This is a genomic window from Pseudomonas sp. TH49 (genome assembly GCF_016650625.1).
In the GTDB taxonomy this organism is placed as follows: domain Bacteria; phylum Pseudomonadota; class Gammaproteobacteria; order Pseudomonadales; family Pseudomonadaceae; genus Aquipseudomonas; species Aquipseudomonas fluorescens_H.
Genome location: NZ_JAEKFL010000002.1, coordinates 1194659 through 1213400, shown reverse-complemented (window position 1 = coordinate 1213400; position 18742 = coordinate 1194659). Strand labels below are relative to the sequence as shown.

The 18742-nt window shown below is 61.3% G+C and carries 14 protein-coding genes; 7 read left to right on the top strand and 7 right to left on the bottom strand.

What is annotated here, in order from left to right; genetic code table 11:
* The first annotated feature begins 224 nt into the window (after positions 1-224).
* A complete protein-coding gene (gene pvdQ / locus JFU48_RS22935; protein WP_201137762.1) occupies positions 225-2570 on the top strand; it encodes a bifunctional acylase PvdQ in 2346 nt (781 codons plus the stop codon).
* 79 nt (positions 2571-2649) lie between these two features.
* On the opposite strand, the gene JFU48_RS22930 is transcribed toward pvdQ, so the two are convergent.
* Positions 2650-3651 carry a FecR family protein gene (locus JFU48_RS22930; RefSeq protein WP_003224584.1) on the bottom strand — a complete coding sequence of 334 codons (1002 nt, stop codon included), beginning with the start codon at positions 3649-3651 and terminating at the stop codon, positions 2650-2652.
* Between the two features lie 152 nt (positions 3652-3803).
* Between JFU48_RS22930 and JFU48_RS22925 the strand changes: the two genes are divergently transcribed.
* Positions 3804-4073 (top strand): PepSY domain-containing protein, encoded by a 270-nt coding sequence (locus tag JFU48_RS22925; RefSeq protein WP_003224587.1) that lies wholly within the window; start codon positions 3804-3806, stop codon positions 4071-4073.
* Between the two features lie 55 nt (positions 4074-4128).
* On the opposite strand, the gene JFU48_RS22920 is transcribed toward JFU48_RS22925, so the two are convergent.
* Positions 4129-8931, bottom strand: coding sequence for a hypothetical protein (locus JFU48_RS22920; protein ID WP_446739780.1), 4803 nt, complete (start codon positions 8929-8931; stop codon positions 4129-4131).
* A 232-nt stretch (positions 8932-9163) separates the two neighbouring features.
* Here JFU48_RS22920 and JFU48_RS22915 point away from each other — a divergent pair, with 232 nt between their 5' ends.
* Positions 9164-10201 carry an Ldh family oxidoreductase gene (locus tag JFU48_RS22915; protein ID WP_201137760.1) on the top strand — a complete coding sequence of 346 codons (1038 nt, stop codon included), beginning with the start codon at positions 9164-9166 and terminating at the stop codon, positions 10199-10201.
* 166 nt (positions 10202-10367) lie between these two features.
* On the opposite strand, the gene JFU48_RS22910 is transcribed toward JFU48_RS22915, so the two are convergent.
* Positions 10368-10685, bottom strand: coding sequence for a DUF883 family protein (locus tag JFU48_RS22910; protein ID WP_003224594.1), 318 nt, complete (start codon positions 10683-10685; stop codon positions 10368-10370).
* Positions 10686-10838: 153 nt separating this feature from the next.
* On the opposite strand from JFU48_RS22910, the gene JFU48_RS22905 reads away from it, so the two are divergent.
* Positions 10839-11093 (top strand): hypothetical protein, encoded by a 255-nt coding sequence (locus JFU48_RS22905; RefSeq protein WP_003224595.1) that lies wholly within the window; start codon positions 10839-10841, stop codon positions 11091-11093.
* A gap of 7 nt (positions 11094-11100) precedes the next feature.
* Here the strand turns inward: JFU48_RS22905 and JFU48_RS22900 are convergent, their stop codons facing one another.
* Positions 11101-12015 carry a LysR substrate-binding domain-containing protein gene (locus JFU48_RS22900; RefSeq protein WP_201137759.1) on the bottom strand — a complete coding sequence of 305 codons (915 nt, stop codon included), beginning with the start codon at positions 12013-12015 and terminating at the stop codon, positions 11101-11103.
* Positions 12016-12098: 83 nt separating this feature from the next.
* On the opposite strand from JFU48_RS22900, the gene JFU48_RS22895 reads away from it, so the two are divergent.
* Positions 12099-13022, top strand: a complete 924-nt coding sequence (locus tag JFU48_RS22895; protein ID WP_201137758.1) for a carbon-nitrogen hydrolase family protein — start codon at positions 12099-12101, stop codon at positions 13020-13022.
* 133 nt (positions 13023-13155) lie between these two features.
* Here JFU48_RS22895 and JFU48_RS22890 read toward each other — a convergent pair whose 3' ends face one another.
* From JFU48_RS22890 to JFU48_RS22880, 3 genes are all read right to left on the bottom strand, one after another.
* On the bottom strand, positions 13156-13629 hold the full coding sequence (locus tag JFU48_RS22890) for an LEA type 2 family protein (protein WP_103521643.1): 474 nt from the start codon (positions 13627-13629) through the stop codon (positions 13156-13158).
* Between the two features lie 65 nt (positions 13630-13694).
* Entirely contained in the window at positions 13695-15161 is a 1467-nt protein-coding gene (locus tag JFU48_RS22885) for a nucleobase:cation symporter-2 family protein (protein ID WP_045122429.1), read from the bottom strand.
* 273 nt (positions 15162-15434) lie between these two features.
* The gene (locus JFU48_RS22880) at positions 15435-16328 is read right to left on the bottom strand and encodes a LysR family transcriptional regulator (RefSeq protein ID WP_201137757.1); all 894 of its coding nucleotides are present in this window, start codon (positions 16326-16328) and stop codon (positions 15435-15437) included.
* A 99-nt stretch (positions 16329-16427) separates the two neighbouring features.
* Between JFU48_RS22880 and JFU48_RS22875 the strand changes: the two genes are divergently transcribed.
* Complete coding sequence (locus JFU48_RS22875; protein ID WP_201137756.1) at positions 16428-17519, top strand: polyamine ABC transporter substrate-binding protein; 1092 nt, start codon at positions 16428-16430, stop codon at positions 17517-17519.
* Between the two features lie 16 nt (positions 17520-17535).
* Complete coding sequence (gene speB / locus JFU48_RS22870; protein ID WP_201137755.1) at positions 17536-18495, top strand: agmatinase; 960 nt, start codon at positions 17536-17538, stop codon at positions 18493-18495.
* Positions 18496-18742 lie beyond the last annotated feature (247 nt).

Here is an 18742-nt window from a genome sequence, read left to right as displayed (position 1 = left end):
CAGCACGACAAATCATGAAAGAAAATATGTAGAAATTTTGTCGCTTATTCGTTGTTTTCCCGTCATCGCCGGCCGGTCGCTTGGGCAAACAGGCTAAATATTTTTTTACCGTATTCGTTTCCTGAACAGCCATCTTGCGCCCGGGCGCAGGAATCAACTTCAGACCGGGTCTGACGCTCGCGCAACGCAGGCGTCGATTCGTGTCCCATCGATCAGGAGCGAGTGTGATTATTTCCAGGCAGTTAACCGGGCTGGCCCTCGCCGGCGCGTTTCTCGGACTCAGTCTGTCGGCCCATGCGTTAAGTCCCGCCACACAAACCCATGCTGATATTCGCCGCACCTCATTTGGCGTGCCGCACATTCGCGCGGAAAACGAGCGCGGACTCGGGTTCGGCATCGGTTACGCCTATGCGCAGGACAACCTGTGCCTGCTGGCCAACGAGATTGTCACGGTCAATGGCCAGCGCTCGCGCTATTTCGGGCCGGATCAGTTCACCGTCGAACAACGCGAAAATCGCGTCAGCGACCTGTTCTTCAGCTGGCTCAACACCCCCGCAGCGGTGAAGGCCTTCTGGGACGCGCAGCCTGCTCAGGTGCGCGATCTGGTGGAAGGTTATGCCGCAGGCTACAACCGCTATCTGGCCGAGCGCCGCCAGCAAGGCTTGCCGCAGCAGTGCCAGGGGGAGTGGGTGCGTGATATCGCCGCCGAGGATCTGGTGAAGCTCACCCGCCGCTTGCTGGTTGAAGGCGGGGTCGGGCAGTTCGCCGAAGCACTGGCCGGTGCGACGCCGCCGCAAGCCACGGCACAGGTCGGTAGCCATGCGCAGGCTTATCAGTTGGCGGACGCGCGCATGCAGCGCTTCGCCCTGGATCGCGGCAGCAACGCCGTGGCGGTCGGCAGCGAGCGTTCGTTCAACGGGCGTGGCATGCTCCTGGCCAACCCGCATTTTCCGTGGGTCGGCGGCATGCGCTTTTACCAGATGCACCTGACCATCCCCGGCAAACTCGACGTGATGGGCGCCGCCTTGCCGGGGCTGCCGGTGATCAACATCGGTTTCAACCAGCATCTGGCCTGGACCCACACGGTGGATTCGTCGAAGCACTTCACCCTGTATCGCCTGCAACTCGATCCCAAAGATCCGACGCGCTACCTGCTCGATGGCAAATCGCTGCCGCTGAGCAAGCAGACGGTGACCGTGCAGATCAAACAGGCGGACGGGCAGGTGGTGCCGGTTTCGCGCGATGTCTACAGCTCGCAGTTCGGCCCGATCGTGCAATGGCCGGGCAAGCTCGACTGGGACCATCAGTACGCTTACAGCCTGCGCGACGCCAACCTGGAAAATGATCGCGTGCTGACGCAGTGGTACGCGATGAATCAGGCGTCGAGCCTCAAGGATCTGCAGGATTCGGTGCACAAGATCCAGGGCATCCCGTGGGTCAACACCCTGGCCGTGGATGACAAGGGGCAGACGCTGTACATGAACCTGTCGGTGGTGCCGAACGTCAGCGCCGAGAAACTGGCCAAGTGCAGCGACCCGCGTATCGGATTGCAGATGATCGTGCTGGATGGCGCCAACAGCGCCTGCGCGTGGGATATCGATCCGCAAGCCGCGCAGAAGGGCATTTATGCCGCCAACCAGTTACCGCAACTGTTGCGCAAGGACTTCGTCCAGCACTCCAACGATTCCGCGTGGCTGGCGAACCCGGCACAACCACTGACCGGATTCTCCCCGCTGATCAGCCAGGACGGCCAGCCGCTGGGGCTGCGTTCACGGTTCGCACTGGAGCGCCTGAGCACGCTGGGTAAAAAAGGCCCGGTGGCGGTGAAGGATCTGCAACAGATGGTGATGAATGACAACGTCTATCTGGCGACTCAGGTGCTGCCCTATCTGCTGAAATTCTGCGCTGCGGATCTTGGTGCGGACGCGGCTTCGTTGAAGCCGGTTTGCGTCAGCCTCAAGGGCTGGGATGGCCGGGCGAATCTGGATTCGGGTATCGGCCTGGTCCATTTCCAGAACATCATGCAAACCCTGCAAAAGTCGCCGGATGTCTGGCGCGTGGCGTTCGATCCGAAAGACCCGCAACACACCCCGCGCGGGTTGGCGATCGAGCAACCGGCGGTGAGCAAGGCATTGCGTGAAGCAATGCAGGCATCGCTGCAAACCACCACGAAAATGGGCCTGAAAGCGGACACCCGCTGGGGCGACATTCAGGTGGTGAGCAGCGGCGGTCAGCAAACCGCGATTCACGGCGGGCCGGGTACGCTGGGGATCTACAACGCGATTCAGAGTGTGCCGCGTGAAGACGGCAAACTCGAAGTGGTCAGCGGCACCAGCTACCTGCAAGTGGTAACATTCGACAACAAAGGCCCGCACGCTCAGGGGCTGCTGGCGTTCTCGCTGTCCAGTGACCCAGAGTCGAAATACTCCCGTGACCAGACCGAGGCCTTCTCGAAGAAACAGTGGAGCGTGTTGCCGTTTACCGAGCAGCAGATCAAGGCTGATCCGCAATATCAGGTGCAGACCGTGCGTGATGCTGCCGGCAAGAGTGCCGAGGTGGTTGCGCAGTAAGTCATCCTGAACGAAAAAGCCGCTGCTCCTTGAACAGGGACAGCGGTTTTTTATTGCCCGAAACGCGTGATCCCAAGCTTCAGGTTTTCGGCGGCTGCCGTGGCATCGAGTTGATCACCGGATCACCCTCAGTGTTGCGCGTCAGGTACACCGGCAGCACTTTGGGCAGGGTGTTGACGAGGCCGCTCAGCTCTTTGATGTTGTAGACGCCGCCGACGCGGATCGCGCCGGTGTTGGCGTCAGCCAGTTTCAGCGGTTTGTTCAGGTAGCGATTGATCAGCGGCAAGGCGTCGTTCAGTGCCAGGTTGTCGAGGACCAGTTTGCCGCTGCGCCAGGCCAGTGAACTGTCGTTGTCGTAGGTCTGGCTGATCTGTGGCGTGTAGTCGCCATGCCGGTACTGCGCCTGCATCGACGGGCCGAGGCGCAGGCCGTCGCCGGGCAATGCCGTGTTACTGGTAACCAGTACCGAGCCTTCGATCAGGTTGACCCGCACCTGATCTTCATAGAGCCAGACATTGAAGCGGGTACCGGTCACGCGGATCTTGCCTTCGGCGGCTCGGACCACGAACGGGTGGCTGAGGTCGTGGCTGACTTCGAAAAACGCTTCGCCCTTTTTCAGCGTGACCCGGCGCTCGTCCTTGTAATTGCTGAAGGTCAGTTCGGTGTTGAGGTTGAGTTCGACCTGACTGCCGTCCTTCAGGGTCACCTGACGAACATTGTCGCTGGCTTCGAAGTGCTGATAGCTGTTGGGCAGCCAGCCGAGGTTCCAGCCGCTGTAGGCGGCCAGCGGTAATGCGAGGGCGCAGACGCTGGCGGCGATGGCATAGCGACGCCAGGCCGGGACGGGTTTGTTCAGCGGCACACTCGGGGGCGGCTGCGGACGCGGCAAGTGTTCGGCAACGTCCCAGATTTCCAGCATGGCTTCATATTCGAACGCATGCAGCGGATGAGCATCGCGCCATTGCTCGAAAGCCAGACGCTCCTCGGCGGAGCAGTCGGCAGCGTGCAGACGCATGCACCAGTGCGCGGCGGCATCGGTGATCGCATCGTATTCGGCTTCCGAGAGGGATTCTTGGGTCATTGACTCGTCCTGATTTGCTGCATTCTAACCTTGCGGGCAACGCGCCGAGAACATCCATCATGGCAATTGCCCATCAAAGTGGAACTTATTTTTCCGTCAGACGCCCAAAAACAGGACATCCGACGAACATCATCCACAAATGGAGTGAAAAAATGATCAAAAAAACCTTTGCCGCTGTTGTTGCCACTGCTGCCTTGTTCAGTGCCGGTGCCGCGATGGCCGATCGTCCCGGTGCGGGCTGGGTCACCATCGAAAAGGCGATCGAGATCGTGAAGACCAAGGCCGGTTACGTCGAAGTCTATGAGATCGAAGCGGACAACGATGGCTACTGGAAAGGTGAGGGCCGTAAGGCGGATGGCTCCGTTTATGAATTCCGTATCGATGGCACGTCCGGTAACGTACTGCGCGATCAGAAAGACTGATTTCCACGGTCAATAAACCATGCGCAGGCTGCTCAGGCCTGCGCATTTTTCATTTTCAGGGCACGCTGCCGGGGTTGGCGACCGGGTCGAGTTGCCGTCCTATCTCGCAAATCAGAAAGGCGATCGAATCGGCGTTGCGCAAGATCGTGTCGATGCGCGGGTGCGGGTTCGCCGGGTCGAGGAATGCCGTTCGTGCCTCCTCTATGGTGGGGCTGCGCGTGACCTTGAGAATTTCCTTGCCGACATGCGCAAGGCCCGGGATTTCATCCAGGCTGAGCCACTCCTGAAATTCGTCACTCCAGCGCGAGAACAGCTCTTCGCGCGGCGTGCCCAGTGACAAGGCTTCGCGCTGGAATCGGGTCTGGTTGTGCTTCATGGCCGCGCCGTAGCCGGTCACCGTGGAAATCAGGTCAACGAACGGGCGCCGGGCCTCAAGGCTGGCGATGTCCACGGCCTTGTTGGCCTGATGGGCCAGTTCATGGATCAACGTCGAAGCCCGTGCATGCCCTTCGACATTGAACGGCTCAGTCAGGCCGACCTTGTACCAGTCCAGATCCTGATGGAAAAACTTCTCGGTGAAATGCACTTGCTTGCGCGAGTCGTCATCCAGCACAAAAGCAATCAGGCCGGTATTGCGATAGCGGTTTGAGCCGACGACAAACCGATCACCGTCCAGCAGATCCTCGGTGGGGTCCACCAACGCCTTGCAGACCGGCACGATGGCCTGTTTGAGCTTGTCGAGAATGGCGGTATCGATCTGTTGCGCATCGAAGAACGACTTGAGGAACGTATCCAGGCGAGTGCCGCTGCCCTGGTGCCTTTGCTGCGCCAGATTGTGCAGGCAGTTGAACGCATAGAACCGTGCCAGATCGACGGCCTCGGTGAGCATGCGCGCCTTGTCCGGGTGGCGGGCGCGGATCTGTTCCATGCCCTGAGCCTCGATGTTCAGCCAGATCCGGCGTTCGCGATCGTTGGCGTAGCGGTTGTACATTTTCGACATGGCCTTGCCCAGATGCACCGTATGTCGATCCGGGTCCAGCACCAGTTTGCCTGACGTGGTGTGTTGCAGCACCGGGCCTGGCTGTTCCGCGCCCTTGATCTGCCAGACTGCGCCCGGCTTCTCCACGGGATAGACCTTGCCGGCCACAGGCGCATAGGTCTGCCGCGTCGCAAGATCGGTATAGGTGCCGTTCGCCGCCACCGGCGTCAGGTCTTTGAGCGCAACCTCCGTTGCCTCGAAGGGTTGCAGCGAAGTGCGTAGCGGGTCAGTGGTGTGGATGTGTTGCAGATCCGGCGCACTGAGCACGCTGGGCTGTGGAGCCGACGGCGTCAGCGCCCGGGCCTCGAGGGTCGACTCCAGTGACAGGCGTCCGAGGGAAACCATCTGCACTGTGCCAGCGATGAACGCCTCGAGTGCAAGCTTCCAGTGGTGATCCTGCAACGCCTCGGCCGAGGTCATGAAGTCCTTGAAGCTTTGCCAGAGAAACTGCACATAAGCCAGTTTGCCCGGGAGCAGGCCCCAGATCAGTTTGATCCCCTTGCTGAACAGGTTTTTCGCCGCCTCCCAGTCCTCCTGCGCCGAAGGCTGGGCGTGGCTGGCGAGCAATTTGGGCAGCAACGCGAGATTGTCGCTGAACAGCTGCCGCAGCAGGTTGCCCTGAATCGGATTCGACGCCAGAGTCATTTCACTGGTCTGGCCGACACTGCTGCTGAATAACGCCTTGAAGATCGACTGCTGAGCCTGCGGCAAACGCCGTAACAACAGGTCTTGGAGGGCGCCCGGAATGTTCAGTGCGGCGATCAGCGCGGCTTCGTTCTCGAACTCGCTGAAGGCCTGTTCACCGTGATACGGCGTATAGAGCACCAACGGTCCGACATGGCCGGCGCCCGGGCCGATCAGGTACATGCCCAGGGCTTTGACCGCCGCCGCGCCGCCGGTTTTGATCAGCTCCAGCGGGCGGATCAGCGCATGGGCACCTTGCACCGTGGCGCGGGCGATGGCGTCCGGCATGTCGAGCACTTGGGCGATCAGCCCGTAGGCGGCAGCAGACAGACGCTGCTGCAGTTTCAACTGATGGGCATGCTGCAGCAGTTGCCACGGTACTTGGCGCAGAAAACGCTGTTGGCGCTGTTCGGCCTCGGTGTCGGTGGTGGACAGGGCGGTCGTGATCTTGCTGGCGAATGTCGTGGGAATGTCCAGGGACAGCAATAGGCTCCTGACTGCCTGACGGTCGAGGCCAGTCGGCAGCGCAGCGGTGCTGTTCGACGCCACGGTAAACGCGATGTGCTGGGCGATGTGGCTATAGTTCAAGGCGAAATCGGTGAGGCTCATGTTTGGGCCGGCCAGGGTCAGGGCCGGGATGATCCGCACTTGCTCGGGATCGAGGTTATGCGCTTGGAACCGGGCGCCCAGCAGGGTGGTGAGGGTCTGCTGAATGTGCCCGCGCACGGTCGGCAAGGCATGCAGGTAATCCTTGTCATCGCTGACGCTGGCGCGCCATTGCTCCAGCAGCTCCAGGTGCAACTGCTGCTCCTCAAGCGAGGCCATGCCCAGCCAGCCGGGCAGGGAGTGCCGCTCGCCGAGCGCCCGGGCCAACGCACTGGCCCGCTCCAGATTGGTGTTGATCGGGATCTCGGCCAGGGATTTCAGCGCCTGCTCCTGCTTGAGCGCGGACAACTTCAGTTGACGGAGCCGATCACAGCGCTCCAGAAACTGCTTGATCGCCGTTTGCACGCGATCCTGCAGGACATTGCCGGTAATCAGGTGCAAAGGGCCGAGGCGATAGTCCTGATGCAAACCCTCATGCAGCGGCGAGAGGTTTTCCAGCAGTACCTGGCGCTTTTCCGGATTGCGCAAGCGCCGGTCCAGGGCCTTGCGGGCACTGTCGACGGAGCTGAAGGCTTCCAGGCCCATCGCCGGCGTCCACAGCACCGCAATTCCCGAGTGTTGTTCATCGAGGCCGCCGCGTTCCGTCAGCAGAACGCAACTGGCCAATGGCAGCGCCTCTGTCTGGCCACTGCCGAACAAAGTCAGCGACCAGGCATCGGGGCGGAAACCATTGAGTCCGCGGCGCTGTGCGCGATCCGCCAGAGCGGGGTCGAACACGATGTCGACGATGGCCTGGACCTGGCGACTCAGGCTGCCGTCGAGTACGCGCAAGCGTGCCTCACCACAAACACCGACGAACAGCGTGTGCGCAAACTGCTGCATGAGCTGTTGCAGATAGCTGCGTTGCAGGACTTGCGAGTCAATTGGCTGCGCGGCGAAACGGCTGCTGATTGACGGCAGGATACTGGCGAATTTCCTGACTTCGGCTGCAGCAGCGTCGGCCAGCAGCATTGATGGTAACTGGCTGCCGCCGAGCACTGGCCGGGTGCTCCAGCGCCCACGGGTATCGAGGGCCAGCAAGCGATCATGGATCATCGAGCGGATGTCCAGCGCCTTGTCGAACAGCGCGGGAATGTTCACCGCGTCGTCGCTGTGGCGGAACACCTGCAAGGCATATTCGATGTTCTGTCGCTGCTTGGTGATGATGCCCTCGAACAGCACGCTGAAGATGTCGCCGGCGATCATTTCGCCGGACACATGGGGCTTGTCGAAGCCGAGGAAACGCTGGCGCTCCTCCAGGTTCAGCAAGCCATAGAGCTCGTCTTCGTGCCCGGTACTGGCGAATTTGGCGAGCAAGGTGTCCTTGAGATCGCCGTAGTCCTTGAGGATCTGCAAGCCATGGGAAGGGGTGTAAAGGCAGGCATCGGTGTGGCTGATCATCAGCGAACCGGCCAGTTCGACGAAGTTGGCCTGGTATTCCCACAGACGCACCGTTTCCAGGGTGGCACGCCGCCCGGGGTGCTCGTTGGCCTCGATCCAGGTCAGCAGGCTGTCGAATTTGTCGGCCTCGATGATCCCGGCTTCGCGTTTGAGCAGAATGTCGGCCAGGGCCTGTTGCCGGATCGTTTGACTGAACAGGCTGCGGCGCGGCATGCCGTCTGCGCAAGCGTCATTCCAGTATTGCTCAAGGTGTTGATAGAGCAGCACCAGCAGTTTGCCGGAGATGGTTTTGACCGCCTGTTCCCAATGCGTCTGATCGCTGGCCAGCGCAGGTCGGCGCGGGTTGGAAAACCTGTGCGTCTGGCCCTGCGCCCAGCCGGGGTGACGATAGTGCCGGAGCACCGCGTTGGCCAGTGACAAGGTGTCGAGCCGGTGTCCCGGATCACCGGGAGCGGCGCCGGCGTAGAAGCTGACCTGCGTTTGTGCTTGATCCGCGCCGGGCATCCGGGGGCTCAGTTGCTGCTCGAGAAGCGTTTCAAGCAAGGTTCCCAAGCCAGGCAGATTCAGCAGTTCATGGAGCAAGGACTGGGCGTTGAGCTGCTGACAGTGCTCGATGGCGCTCCGTTGCTCGTCGAATATGTCGCCCTCGATGAGCTGGTAATTCACGCTGATACGACCTTTCTCCAGCAGGCGCTTGCGCTGTGACACGGCCAGAAATGCCAGCAATCGATCCGCTTCGTCGGCCTGATTGACTCGCTGTTCGAGGTGTTCGGTCACGGCGCGGAAGGTGTCGAATTTCTTCAGGCCGTCGAACGGCGTGTACAACATGAAGCCGCGATCCTCCGGCGTGGGGCTGAGAATGAAACTGCCGGCCAGGGTTACGCTGGGCGGGTCTTCGCTGTCGAGCAGGATGCGGTGAGCCAGCATCGGCGGGGTTTGCTGGTTGCGTAACAGATGGGTCGAGAGTTGCGCGTGCGTCAGCCACCGGAAATCCTGCGACGACAGCCCATGGGTAGTGCCCAGCGCAGGCCACAGTCCAGGTGAATCCAAAAAAGAGCAGAACAGCAGCGGGGGAGCAGGTACGGGCATCATCGCGTCTCGATCAGGGCACCCTTGGGGGCACCGGTGAATTGAGACGCCAGCCTAAAAGCCGAACGGGTGACGAAGGTGGTACATAGTTACCGCACAGGCGACATGCAAATGTGCTGGCTGCGTCGTGCTGCACCGCAATGGTTGACAGCACCCGTACCGGACGTGGTTAATCGGTGAGCAAGCTGTTCGTACGCTGTTGTTCCCTCCAATAATTAGTCTGGAGCTTCAGATGTCTGCGCCACACGAATCCGTGTCTTCTCCTGCGTCCACGCTCTCGCTCGAAGCGCTGACGCATCTGCTTGAAAAGATTTTTCTGCGCCATGGAACGTCGGCGTCCGCCGCCCGCACCCTGGCTGCCAACTGCGCCAGTGCCGAACGCGACGGTGCGCACAGTCATGGCGTGTTCCGCATTCCCGGCTATGTCTCGACGCTCAACAGCGGTTGGGTCAATGGTCAGGCGGTGCCGCAAGTCGAAGACGTTGCCCCCGGTTTTGTGCGGGTCGATGCCGGCAACGGTTTCGCCCAGCCAGCGCTGGCCGCCGCTCGGCCGCTGCTGGTGGAAAAGGCGCGCAATGCCGGGATCGCGGTGTTGGCGATTCGTAATTCCCACCACTTTGCGGCGCTGTGGCCGGATGTCGAGCCTTTCGCAGATGAGGGGCTGGTGGCGCTCAGCGTGGTCAACAGCATGACCTGTGTGGTGCCGCATGGCGCCGACCGGCCGCTGTTCGGCACCAATCCGATTGCCTTCGCTGCACCCCGGGCCGGTGGCGCGCCGATTGTTTTCGATCTGGCGACCAGCGCTATCGCTCATGGCGACGTGCAGATTGCGGCGCGCAAGGGTGAACGTTTGCCTGCCGGGATGGGCGTGGACAGCCTCGGTCAGGCGACCCAGGATCCGAAAGCGATTCTGGAGGGGGGCGCACTATTGCCGTTTGGCGGCCACAAAGGTTCGGCGCTGTCGATGATGGTCGAGTTGCTGGCGGCTGCGTTGACGGGCGGCAATTTTTCCTTCGAGTTCGACTGGTCGAACCATCCCGGCGCCAAGACCCCGTGGACCGGGCAACTGCTGATCGTCATCGATCCGAGCAAATCCGCCGGACAGAGTTTTGCCGAGCGCAGTCAGGAGCTGGTGCGGCAGATGCATGGGGTGGGGTTGAAGCGCTTGCCGGGTGATCGTCGGCATTTGCAGCGCGCGCGTTCGCTGGCCGAAGGGATTGTGCTGGATGAGCAGACGCTGGGGCAGTTGCGGAAGTTGGCCGGGGAATAATTGTCAGATAACCAATGTGGCGAGGGAGCTTGCTCCCGCCGGATTGCGAAGCTGCCCCCTTTGTCTACTTGAGAATAGGGGGACTGCTGCGCAGTCCAGCGGGAGCAAGCTCCCTCGCCACAGGTTTACTGCCTGATCCCACAGAATGGGATCAGGCAAATGTCACTTAACGACGACCGAGCAACAAGCCTACGACCAGGCCAAAACCGGCGGAAATCGCCACGGTTTGCCACGGATGGCCGCCAATGTAGCTTTCAGTGGCTTCGACCGCCGGTTTGGTGCGCTCACGCACGCTCGACACGGAATCCAGTGCCTGTTGCAGCTTCAGGGCGATTTGGCCGCGCAGGGTCTCGGCTTCCTCGCCGACCAGGGAGGCGCTGCTCTTGAGCAGTTTGTCGGACTCTTCGATCAGCGCCTGAAGTTCGCTGAATGCCTGATCCTTGATTTGGTCTTCGGCAGCTTGCACGCGGGATTTGCGGGCCATTGGGTGACTCCTTGCAGATGGATGAACAGTGATTAATGGAGTGTGGCGCTGACTGAAAAGTTGCACTGATTTTAGGTGTGAAAGAAAAACCTGCGCGGGAGATTTCCGCTGAGCGTGTAAGATGTCGCCATTTTACGCAGCAGGTATTTCCCCATGAGTTTCAATCTGGCCGACAAATCCCTCGCCGAGCGCGCTGCGCTGGAAGACGAGAAATCCCGTCTGTTCGAACTCTGGCAGAACAATCTGGGCAAAGCCAAAGGCGAAGCCGCGCGGTTGTTTGGCGAACGCTCCAAGCGCAAGGGCAAATGGGCCGAGTGGGTACGCGCCGAGCTGGATGGCATGTCCCCGCCGGAATTCGCCAACATGGTGCGCAGCGAGGTCAATCGACTGATGGCGGCCAACAAGTAACAGCGCGTCAGTCGCTGTTGAAACACCCGACAATCGCCTCGCGCACCTTGATCACCACCGGATCGATCTGCGTGCTGGTGCGCCAGCCCAGCTCGATCGGGTAGCGCGGCAACGCCAGCGGGCAGGGCAGCAGCGCCAGCCTGCTGAGCTCGGCAATGGCTCTGGCGGCGTGGCTCGGGATGGTTGCCACCGCGCCGCTGCCCTTGAGCAGGTGCGGCAACGCGGCAAAGTGCGTGGTCGACGCGCAGACCCGCCGGCTCAGGCCCAGCGCCGCCAGGCCTTCATCGGTGATGCCGATAAAACCGCCCGAAGACACCAGAATGTGCTCGCGGGCAACGAACTCCGGCAAATCGATGCTCTGTTGGCCGGGCGCCAAACTGCCCGGATCGACCAGGCACGCATAATCCCCTTCAGCCAATACCTGACGACTGAGCAGGCGCTCGGCGAACCCACCGGCGGTGATCGCCAGGTCGATGCTGCGCTCCATCAGCGCGCGGGCGACGATCTGGCTGTGGGTCTGGCGGAAGATCAGCCGCAGCTTGGGCGCGCTGCGAGCGATGGCTTCGATCAGGCGCCGACCATAGGCAATTTCAAAATCATCCGACAGGCCCACGGTGACCGACCGGCCGTCGTAGTGATGAGCCGCCGGATCGACCATCGCCAGGCTTTGCCGGCATTTGTTCAGTGCCTCGCTGACCACCGGTTTCAGTTGATTGGCCTTGAGCGTTGGCGCCAGTCCCCGGCCGGTGCGCACGAACAATTGATCGCCATACACCTCGCGCAAGCGGCGCAACGCTGCGCTGACCGCCGATTGCGTCACGCCCAGACGCAGCGCCGCACGGCTGGCGCTGGATTCTTCATGCAAGGCTTCAAAGACTTTCAGCAGGTTCAGGTCGACGGTTGCGATATTCATTTGGCTCATATCATTCAGCAGTGAATCGGTCTTTATTCATGATCCCGTGCCGCCGCAGAATCGGCAACACTTGAACCGATGGAGTGACTGCAATGCCCAAATCAATCGTCGCCGCCCTGCAGATCGGCGCCTTGCCCGGTGGCAAGGGTGAAACCCTGGAACAGATCCTCAGCTGGGAAAGCGCGATCATCGAATCCGGCGCGGCGCTGGTGGTCATGCCGGAGGCGTTGCTTGGCGGTTATCCGAAAGGCGAGGGCTTCGGCACGCAACTGGGTTATCGCTTGCCCGAGGGGCGCGAGGCCTACGCCCGTTATTTCGCCAACGCGATTGACGTGCCGGGGGCAGAAACCGAGGCGCTGGCCGGTTTGGCGGCGCGCACCGGGGCCAATCTGGTGATTGGCGTGATCGAGCGTGCCGGCAGCACGTTGTATTGCACGGCGCTGTATTTCGATCCGCAAGCGGGGCTGGTGGCCAAGCATCGCAAACTGATGCCGACCGGCACCGAACGGCTGATCTGGGGCAAGGGCGATGGCTCGACGCTGCCGGTGCTCGACACTCAGGTCGGACGCCTTGGCGCCGTGGTCTGCTGGGAAAACATGATGCCGCTGCTGCGCACGGCGATGTACGCCAAGGGCATTGAAGTCTGGTGTGCGCCGACCGTGGACGAGCGTGAGATGTGGCAGGTCAGCATGCGCCACATCGCCCACGAGGGCCGCTGCTTTGTGGTCAGCGCCTGTCAGGTGCAGGCCTCGCCGAACGAGCTCGGCGTGGAGATTGCCAACTGGCCGGCGGATCGTCCGCTGATTGCCGGGGGCAGCGTGATTGTCGGGCCGATGGGCGATGTGCTGGCCGGGCCATTGCGCGGCGAGGCGGGGTTGCTCACGGCGGAGATTGATACCGGTGAATTGGTTCGTGCGCGCTATGACTACGATGTGGTCGGCCACTATGCGCGGCCGGATGTGTTTGAGCTGAGTGTCGATGAGCGGGCCAGACCGGGGGTGCGCTTCACCGCATAACCTCAGAACTGACACACACCCTGTAGGAGTGAGCCTGCTCGCGATGGCGTCAGATCAGCCAACACCTTTATTGACTGACGTGACGCTATCGCGAGCAGGCTCACTCCTACAGGAGACTTGTGTGTTTAGTGGGTTACCACGTCGCAGCAGTGGCTTTCGGCAAGCTCAGCTTGCCACTGTCGACAAAACGCATCGTGCCGAACACCCCGCCGGCCAATTTGCCGCGCAGCACGTAGGGCAGGTTGTCGAGGGTTTGTGTCTGGCTCAGGCCGAGGGTCTGGCGCAATACCGAGAACGCGGAAACACTGACCGGCACGCTGACCACGGTTTCCGAGAAGCGCGGGATCGAGCCGACCTGATCGCTCACGCCCGAGGCCAAGGGACGGCCATTGACCTCAAGATCCAGGGCGATGCCGGTGTAGTCGATCGCGGTTTCGTTGGGGTTCTGCACCCGCAACTTGATCGCGAAACGCACTTCCAGATCCTGGCTCGGCAACGGTTCGAGGCCGACCACGTTGATGTTCACCGGATCTCGGTTGGGAAACAGCGCGCAGGCGCTCAGGGACAACAGCAGCAGGGACAGGATGACGGCGTGGACGCGGCGCATAAACAGTCTCTCAACAAAAAAGGGCTGAACCGTTGCCGGCTCAGCCCTTTTTTCATGGCGCAGCGTCAGCGGTTCAACTGTGCGACCGCCGCAGCTGTTGCAGGTTCAGCTTTGGCCGGCACATCGGGATTTTCCATGACCTGCAGAATCGACGCTTCCGGATCGAAATCGTCTTCTTCCAGCTCAATGAATTCTTCCGGCAGGAAGATATTCAGCACGATAGCGCACAACGCACCGACGGTGATCGGCGATTCGAAGATGTTGCGCAGCGCTTGCGGCAGTTCTCGCAGCACTTCCGGCACGGCGGCGATGCCCAGGCCCATGCCGACGGAGATCGCCACGATCAACATGTTGCGCCGATGCAGGCCGGCCTCGGCGAGGATCTTGATTCCGGCCACGGCCACGGTGCCGAACATCACCAGTTCGGCGCCGCCGAGCACCGGTTTGGGCATCAGTTGCAGCACCGCGCCGATCATCGGGAACAGCCCCAGCAACACCAGCAGGCCGGCGATGAAGAAGGCCACGTAGCGACTGGCTACGCCGGTCAGCTGGATCACGCCGTTGTTCTGCGCGAAAGTCACCATCGGCATGCTGTTGAACACCGCCGCCATGGCCGAGTTGAGGCCATCGGCGAGCAGGCCGGATTTGATCCGGCGGATGTACAGCGGGCCTTTGACCGGTTGCCGCGAAATCATCGAGTTGGCGGTCAGGTCACCGGCCGCTTCCAGCGGCGAAACGAGAAAGATCACCGCCACCGGCACGAATGCCACCCAGTCGAAATTGAAACCGTACTTGAACGGCACCGGCACGCTGACCAGCGGCACTTCGGGCATCGAGGCGAAATCCACCGTGCCCATCAGCCAAGCGACCACGTAGCCGAGGGTCAGGCCGATGACGATCGCGCCCAGGCGCAGAAACGGCACGTCGACACGGTTCAGCACAACGATAGTGCCGATCACCAACGCCGCCAGAAACACATGGCTGGCCGCGCCCAGATCCGCCGCACCGAAGCCGCCGGCGATGTCGGTCATCGCCACTTTGATCAGCGACAGGCCCATCAAGGTGATGATGGTGCCCGTGACCACCGGGGTGATCAGCATCCGCAGTTTGCCGATGAACTGGCTCAGCACCACTTCGATGAACGCGGCGAAAAAGCACACGCCAAAAATCGTCGAGAGAATTTCATCGGTGCCGCCGCCCCGGGCCTTGACCATGAAACCGGCGCTGAGTATCACGCTGATGAAGGAAAAACTGGTGCCTTGCAGGCACAGCAAACCGGAGCCGACCGGGCCGAAACGCTTGGCTTGAACGAACGTGCCGAGGCCCGAGACGAACAGTGCCATGCTGATCAGGTACGGAATTTCGCTCTGCAGCCCCAGGGCGCCGCCCATGATCAGGGTCGGGGTGATGATGCCGACGAAGCTGGCCAGCACGTGTTGCAGCGCGGCGAACACGGTGGCGGTGAGGTGCGGACGGTCGTCGAGGCCGTAGATCAGATCGTTGTTGCGCGGGACTTTTTCAGAGGCGGTCATGGTGATTTTGCGCGCCGTGAGGCGGGGCCGGGTCAGAAAATGGAGGCGCAGGATGCCGGAAGAGGGCGGCGAGGGCAACGAGCAAAAATTGCCTGAAAGGTCAGGTTTTATTGGTGTTGGCGGTACCCGCGCGCACTGACACACATTGTTGTGGCGAGGGAGCTTGCTCCCGTTCGGCTGCGTAGCAGTCGTAAAACACTGTTGACTGGATAATGCAGAGGGCTGCTTCGCAACCCAGCGGGAGCAAGCTCCCTCGCCACCAAAGCTTAGAAGTCATGTAAACGCGCTGAGTAAATCCTCCTCAAACGCCTTCTGCGCATCCCCCGGCACCTGCGCCCGATGCCGCGCCAGATGAAACGCCACTTCGAAACTCAATTCCCCAGGCCGCAGCGCGCGCAGCAAGCCCTTGTCCTCCCAGACTCGCGCGTAGTGATCGGGGAGATAATCGACATGCTTGCCGGAAAGAATAAAGGCCAGGGTGCCCTCGACCTGTTCCGAACGCGCCGAAAAGCGCTTGTCCGGGAACGGCTCGCCACTGCGCATGAACCGATACGGATGATCCACCCGGTCGCAGGCCTGCAACGCCGCGTCATCCGGCTCATCAACGCTGAACAGTGGATGCCCCTGCGCGCAATACAAATGTTGGGTTTCCCTGAACAGTTCGCGGTAATCGAAAGCGCTCTGCACTTGTGAGAAATAACCGATGGCCAGGTCCAGGCGCTGTTGCAGCAGCAGGCGCTCCATCTCCCCGGGCATCGCGCTGATCAACTCGATGCGCACCGACTCATCGCGTTCGCGAAAGCGCCGGATCGCATCCGCCACCCGCAGCAGCACCGACTGATCAACCGCCTCGGACAAGCCCAGCCGCACCTCACCGATCAAGCGTCCGGCAACGCCGTTGGATTGATGACGGAAGGTTTCGATGGATTCGAACAGCGTGCGAATGGCGATCAGCAACTGTTCGCCCTTGGGCGTCACGCTGAAACCGCCCTTGCCGCGACTGCACAGGCGATAGCCGAGGCGGGTTTCGAGTTTGGCCATTTGCTGGCTGATACTCGACTGACTCAATCCCAGTTCACCTTGCGCCGCACTGAAGCCGCCACATTCCACGACCCGCACAAACAGGCGCAGCCACTGCAAATCGACGTCGTGAAGTTGACCGAGCATTACATTACTCCGGGATAAAGTCAGGTTAACAAACTTGATATTTCTGCAATGTATCCGACGGCGCATCCTGCCACCACTTCCTCCGGTCAGGTGTTCGTCATGGCTCCCGTGGTCAAACTGTGTTTTCCCGCGCTGTTGTTGTCCGTGGTCATTCAGGCACAGGCCGAGGATAAAACCCTCAACCTCTACAGTTGGGCCGATTACGTGCCGGCGCAGACCCTGCAGCGTTTCGAGCAGGAAACCGGCATTCATGTGCGCTACGACACCTTCGATACTTCCGAGGTGTTGGAAACCAAACTGCTGACCGGCGGCAGCGGCTATGACGTGGTAGTGCCGTCGTCCAGCGTGCTGGCCCGTGGCTTGGCAGCGGGCGCACTGAAGGAAATTCCCCACGAAGGCCTCAAGGGATACGCCAACCTTGATCCCGATCTGCTGGAGAAACTCGCTGCCGTCGATCCCGGCAATCGCTACGCCGTGCCCTACACGTGGGGCACGCTCGGGCTGGGGTTGAACGTCGAGGCGGTGAAAAAACGCCTGCCGGACGTGCCGCTGAACAGCCTCGATCTGCTGTTCAAGCCCGAGTACGCGAGCAAACTCAAGGACTGCGGGATTGCCGTGCTCGATTCGCCGCAGGAAGTCATTGGTCTGGCGCTGCATTACCTGGGTAAAGATCCCTACAGCACTGACAAGAATGATCTGGCAGCCGCCGAAGCCTTGTTGCAGAAACTCCAGCCTTCGGTGCTGTATGTCGCCACCGGCCGGCAGATCAACGACCTGGCCAATGGCAGCGTGTGCCTGGCGTTGACCTACAACGGTGATGTGAGCATGGCGGCCGATCAGGCGCACAAGGCCAACAAACCGTACGAAGTCGCCTACCGGATACCGCGCGAAGGCACGTTGGTCTGGCAGGACAATCTGGCCATTCCCAAGGACGCGCCAAACCCGCAAGCGGCGCGGGCGTTCATCGAATTCATGCTGCGCCCCGAGTCGGTCGCCGAGCTGACCAATACGCTGTTTTTCGCCACCGCCAACCAGGCCGCGACGCCGCTGGTGGACGCGGCGGTGCGCAACGATCCGGACATCTATCCGCCCGCCGAAATGCGTGAACGCCTGTACGCCGACCGCAGCATGAGCCTCAAGGACATGCGTCAGCGCACGCGTCTGTGGACCACTTTCCGTAGCCATCAATAACAAAAGGAGCACACCGATGGACGTGCCGATGCTCAACGACCAAGCCCTGACCCGCGACAGCCTGTACGGCACTGCCGCCGAAAGCACCTACGCCGGGATCACCAGTTTCATGCGTCGCCGCTACAGCCGGGATTTGCGCGGCGTCGATGTGGCGGTTAGTGGCGTACCGTTCGATACGGCCACCAGCAACCGCCCGGGCGCACGCTTCGGGCCACGGGGAATTCGCGCCGCGTCCAGCGGGATTGCCTGGGAGCGGCATTGGCCGTGGACATTCGATCCGTTCGATCATCTGGCGGTGATCGACTACGGTGATTGCGACTTCGATTACGGCTCGCCGCATACCATCCCGGAAAGTATCGAGGCCCACGCCGAGCGCATTCTTGATGCCGGCAGCGCGATGCTGACGTTTGGCGGCGACCACTTCATCACCTATCCGCTGCTCAAGGCCCATGCACGCCAACATGGTGCGCTGTCGCTGATCCACTTCGATGCGCACAGCGACACCTGGCCGGACGAGGGCGGCAAGCGCGTCGATCACGGCACCATGTTCTGGCATGCGGCCAAGGAAGGGCTGGTGGATCCGTCGCGTTCGGTGCAGATCGGTTTGCGCACCACCAATGACGATCACCAGGGGTTTGCGGTGCTCGATGCCCGACAAGTGCATCGACGTGGCTGCGAGGCGATTGTCGAGGCGATTCGCGCACGGGTCGGCGACCACCCGGTGTACCTGACGTTTGATATTGACTGCCTGGATCCGGCCTTTGCACCGGGTACCGGCACTCCGGTGTGTGGCGGGTTGAGCACGGTGCAGGCACTGGAAATTCTGGGCGGTTTGCGCGGAATCAATCTGGTGGGCATGGACGTGGTGGAAGTGGCGCCGGCGTATGACCATGCGGACGTGACATCGCTCGCAGCGGCAACGCTGGCGATGGAAATGCTCTGCCTCTACGCCGCCCGACACAAAGTCGACCGCTGACACCCCACAAAGCCCATGTGGGAGTGGGCTTGCTCACGAAAGCGGTGTGTCATTCAACGGTGATGTTCGCTGCCCCGACGCCTTCGCGAGCAAGCCCGCTCCCACAGGGATCTTTATTCCAGGCAGTTGCTGCACGCTGTTTTGAGGTCGCAAGATATACAGTCGAGCTTTGCCCCCCCCACAAAGCCCATGTGGGAGTGGGCTTGCTCACGAAAGCGGTGCGTCATTCAACGAAGATGTTGGCTGC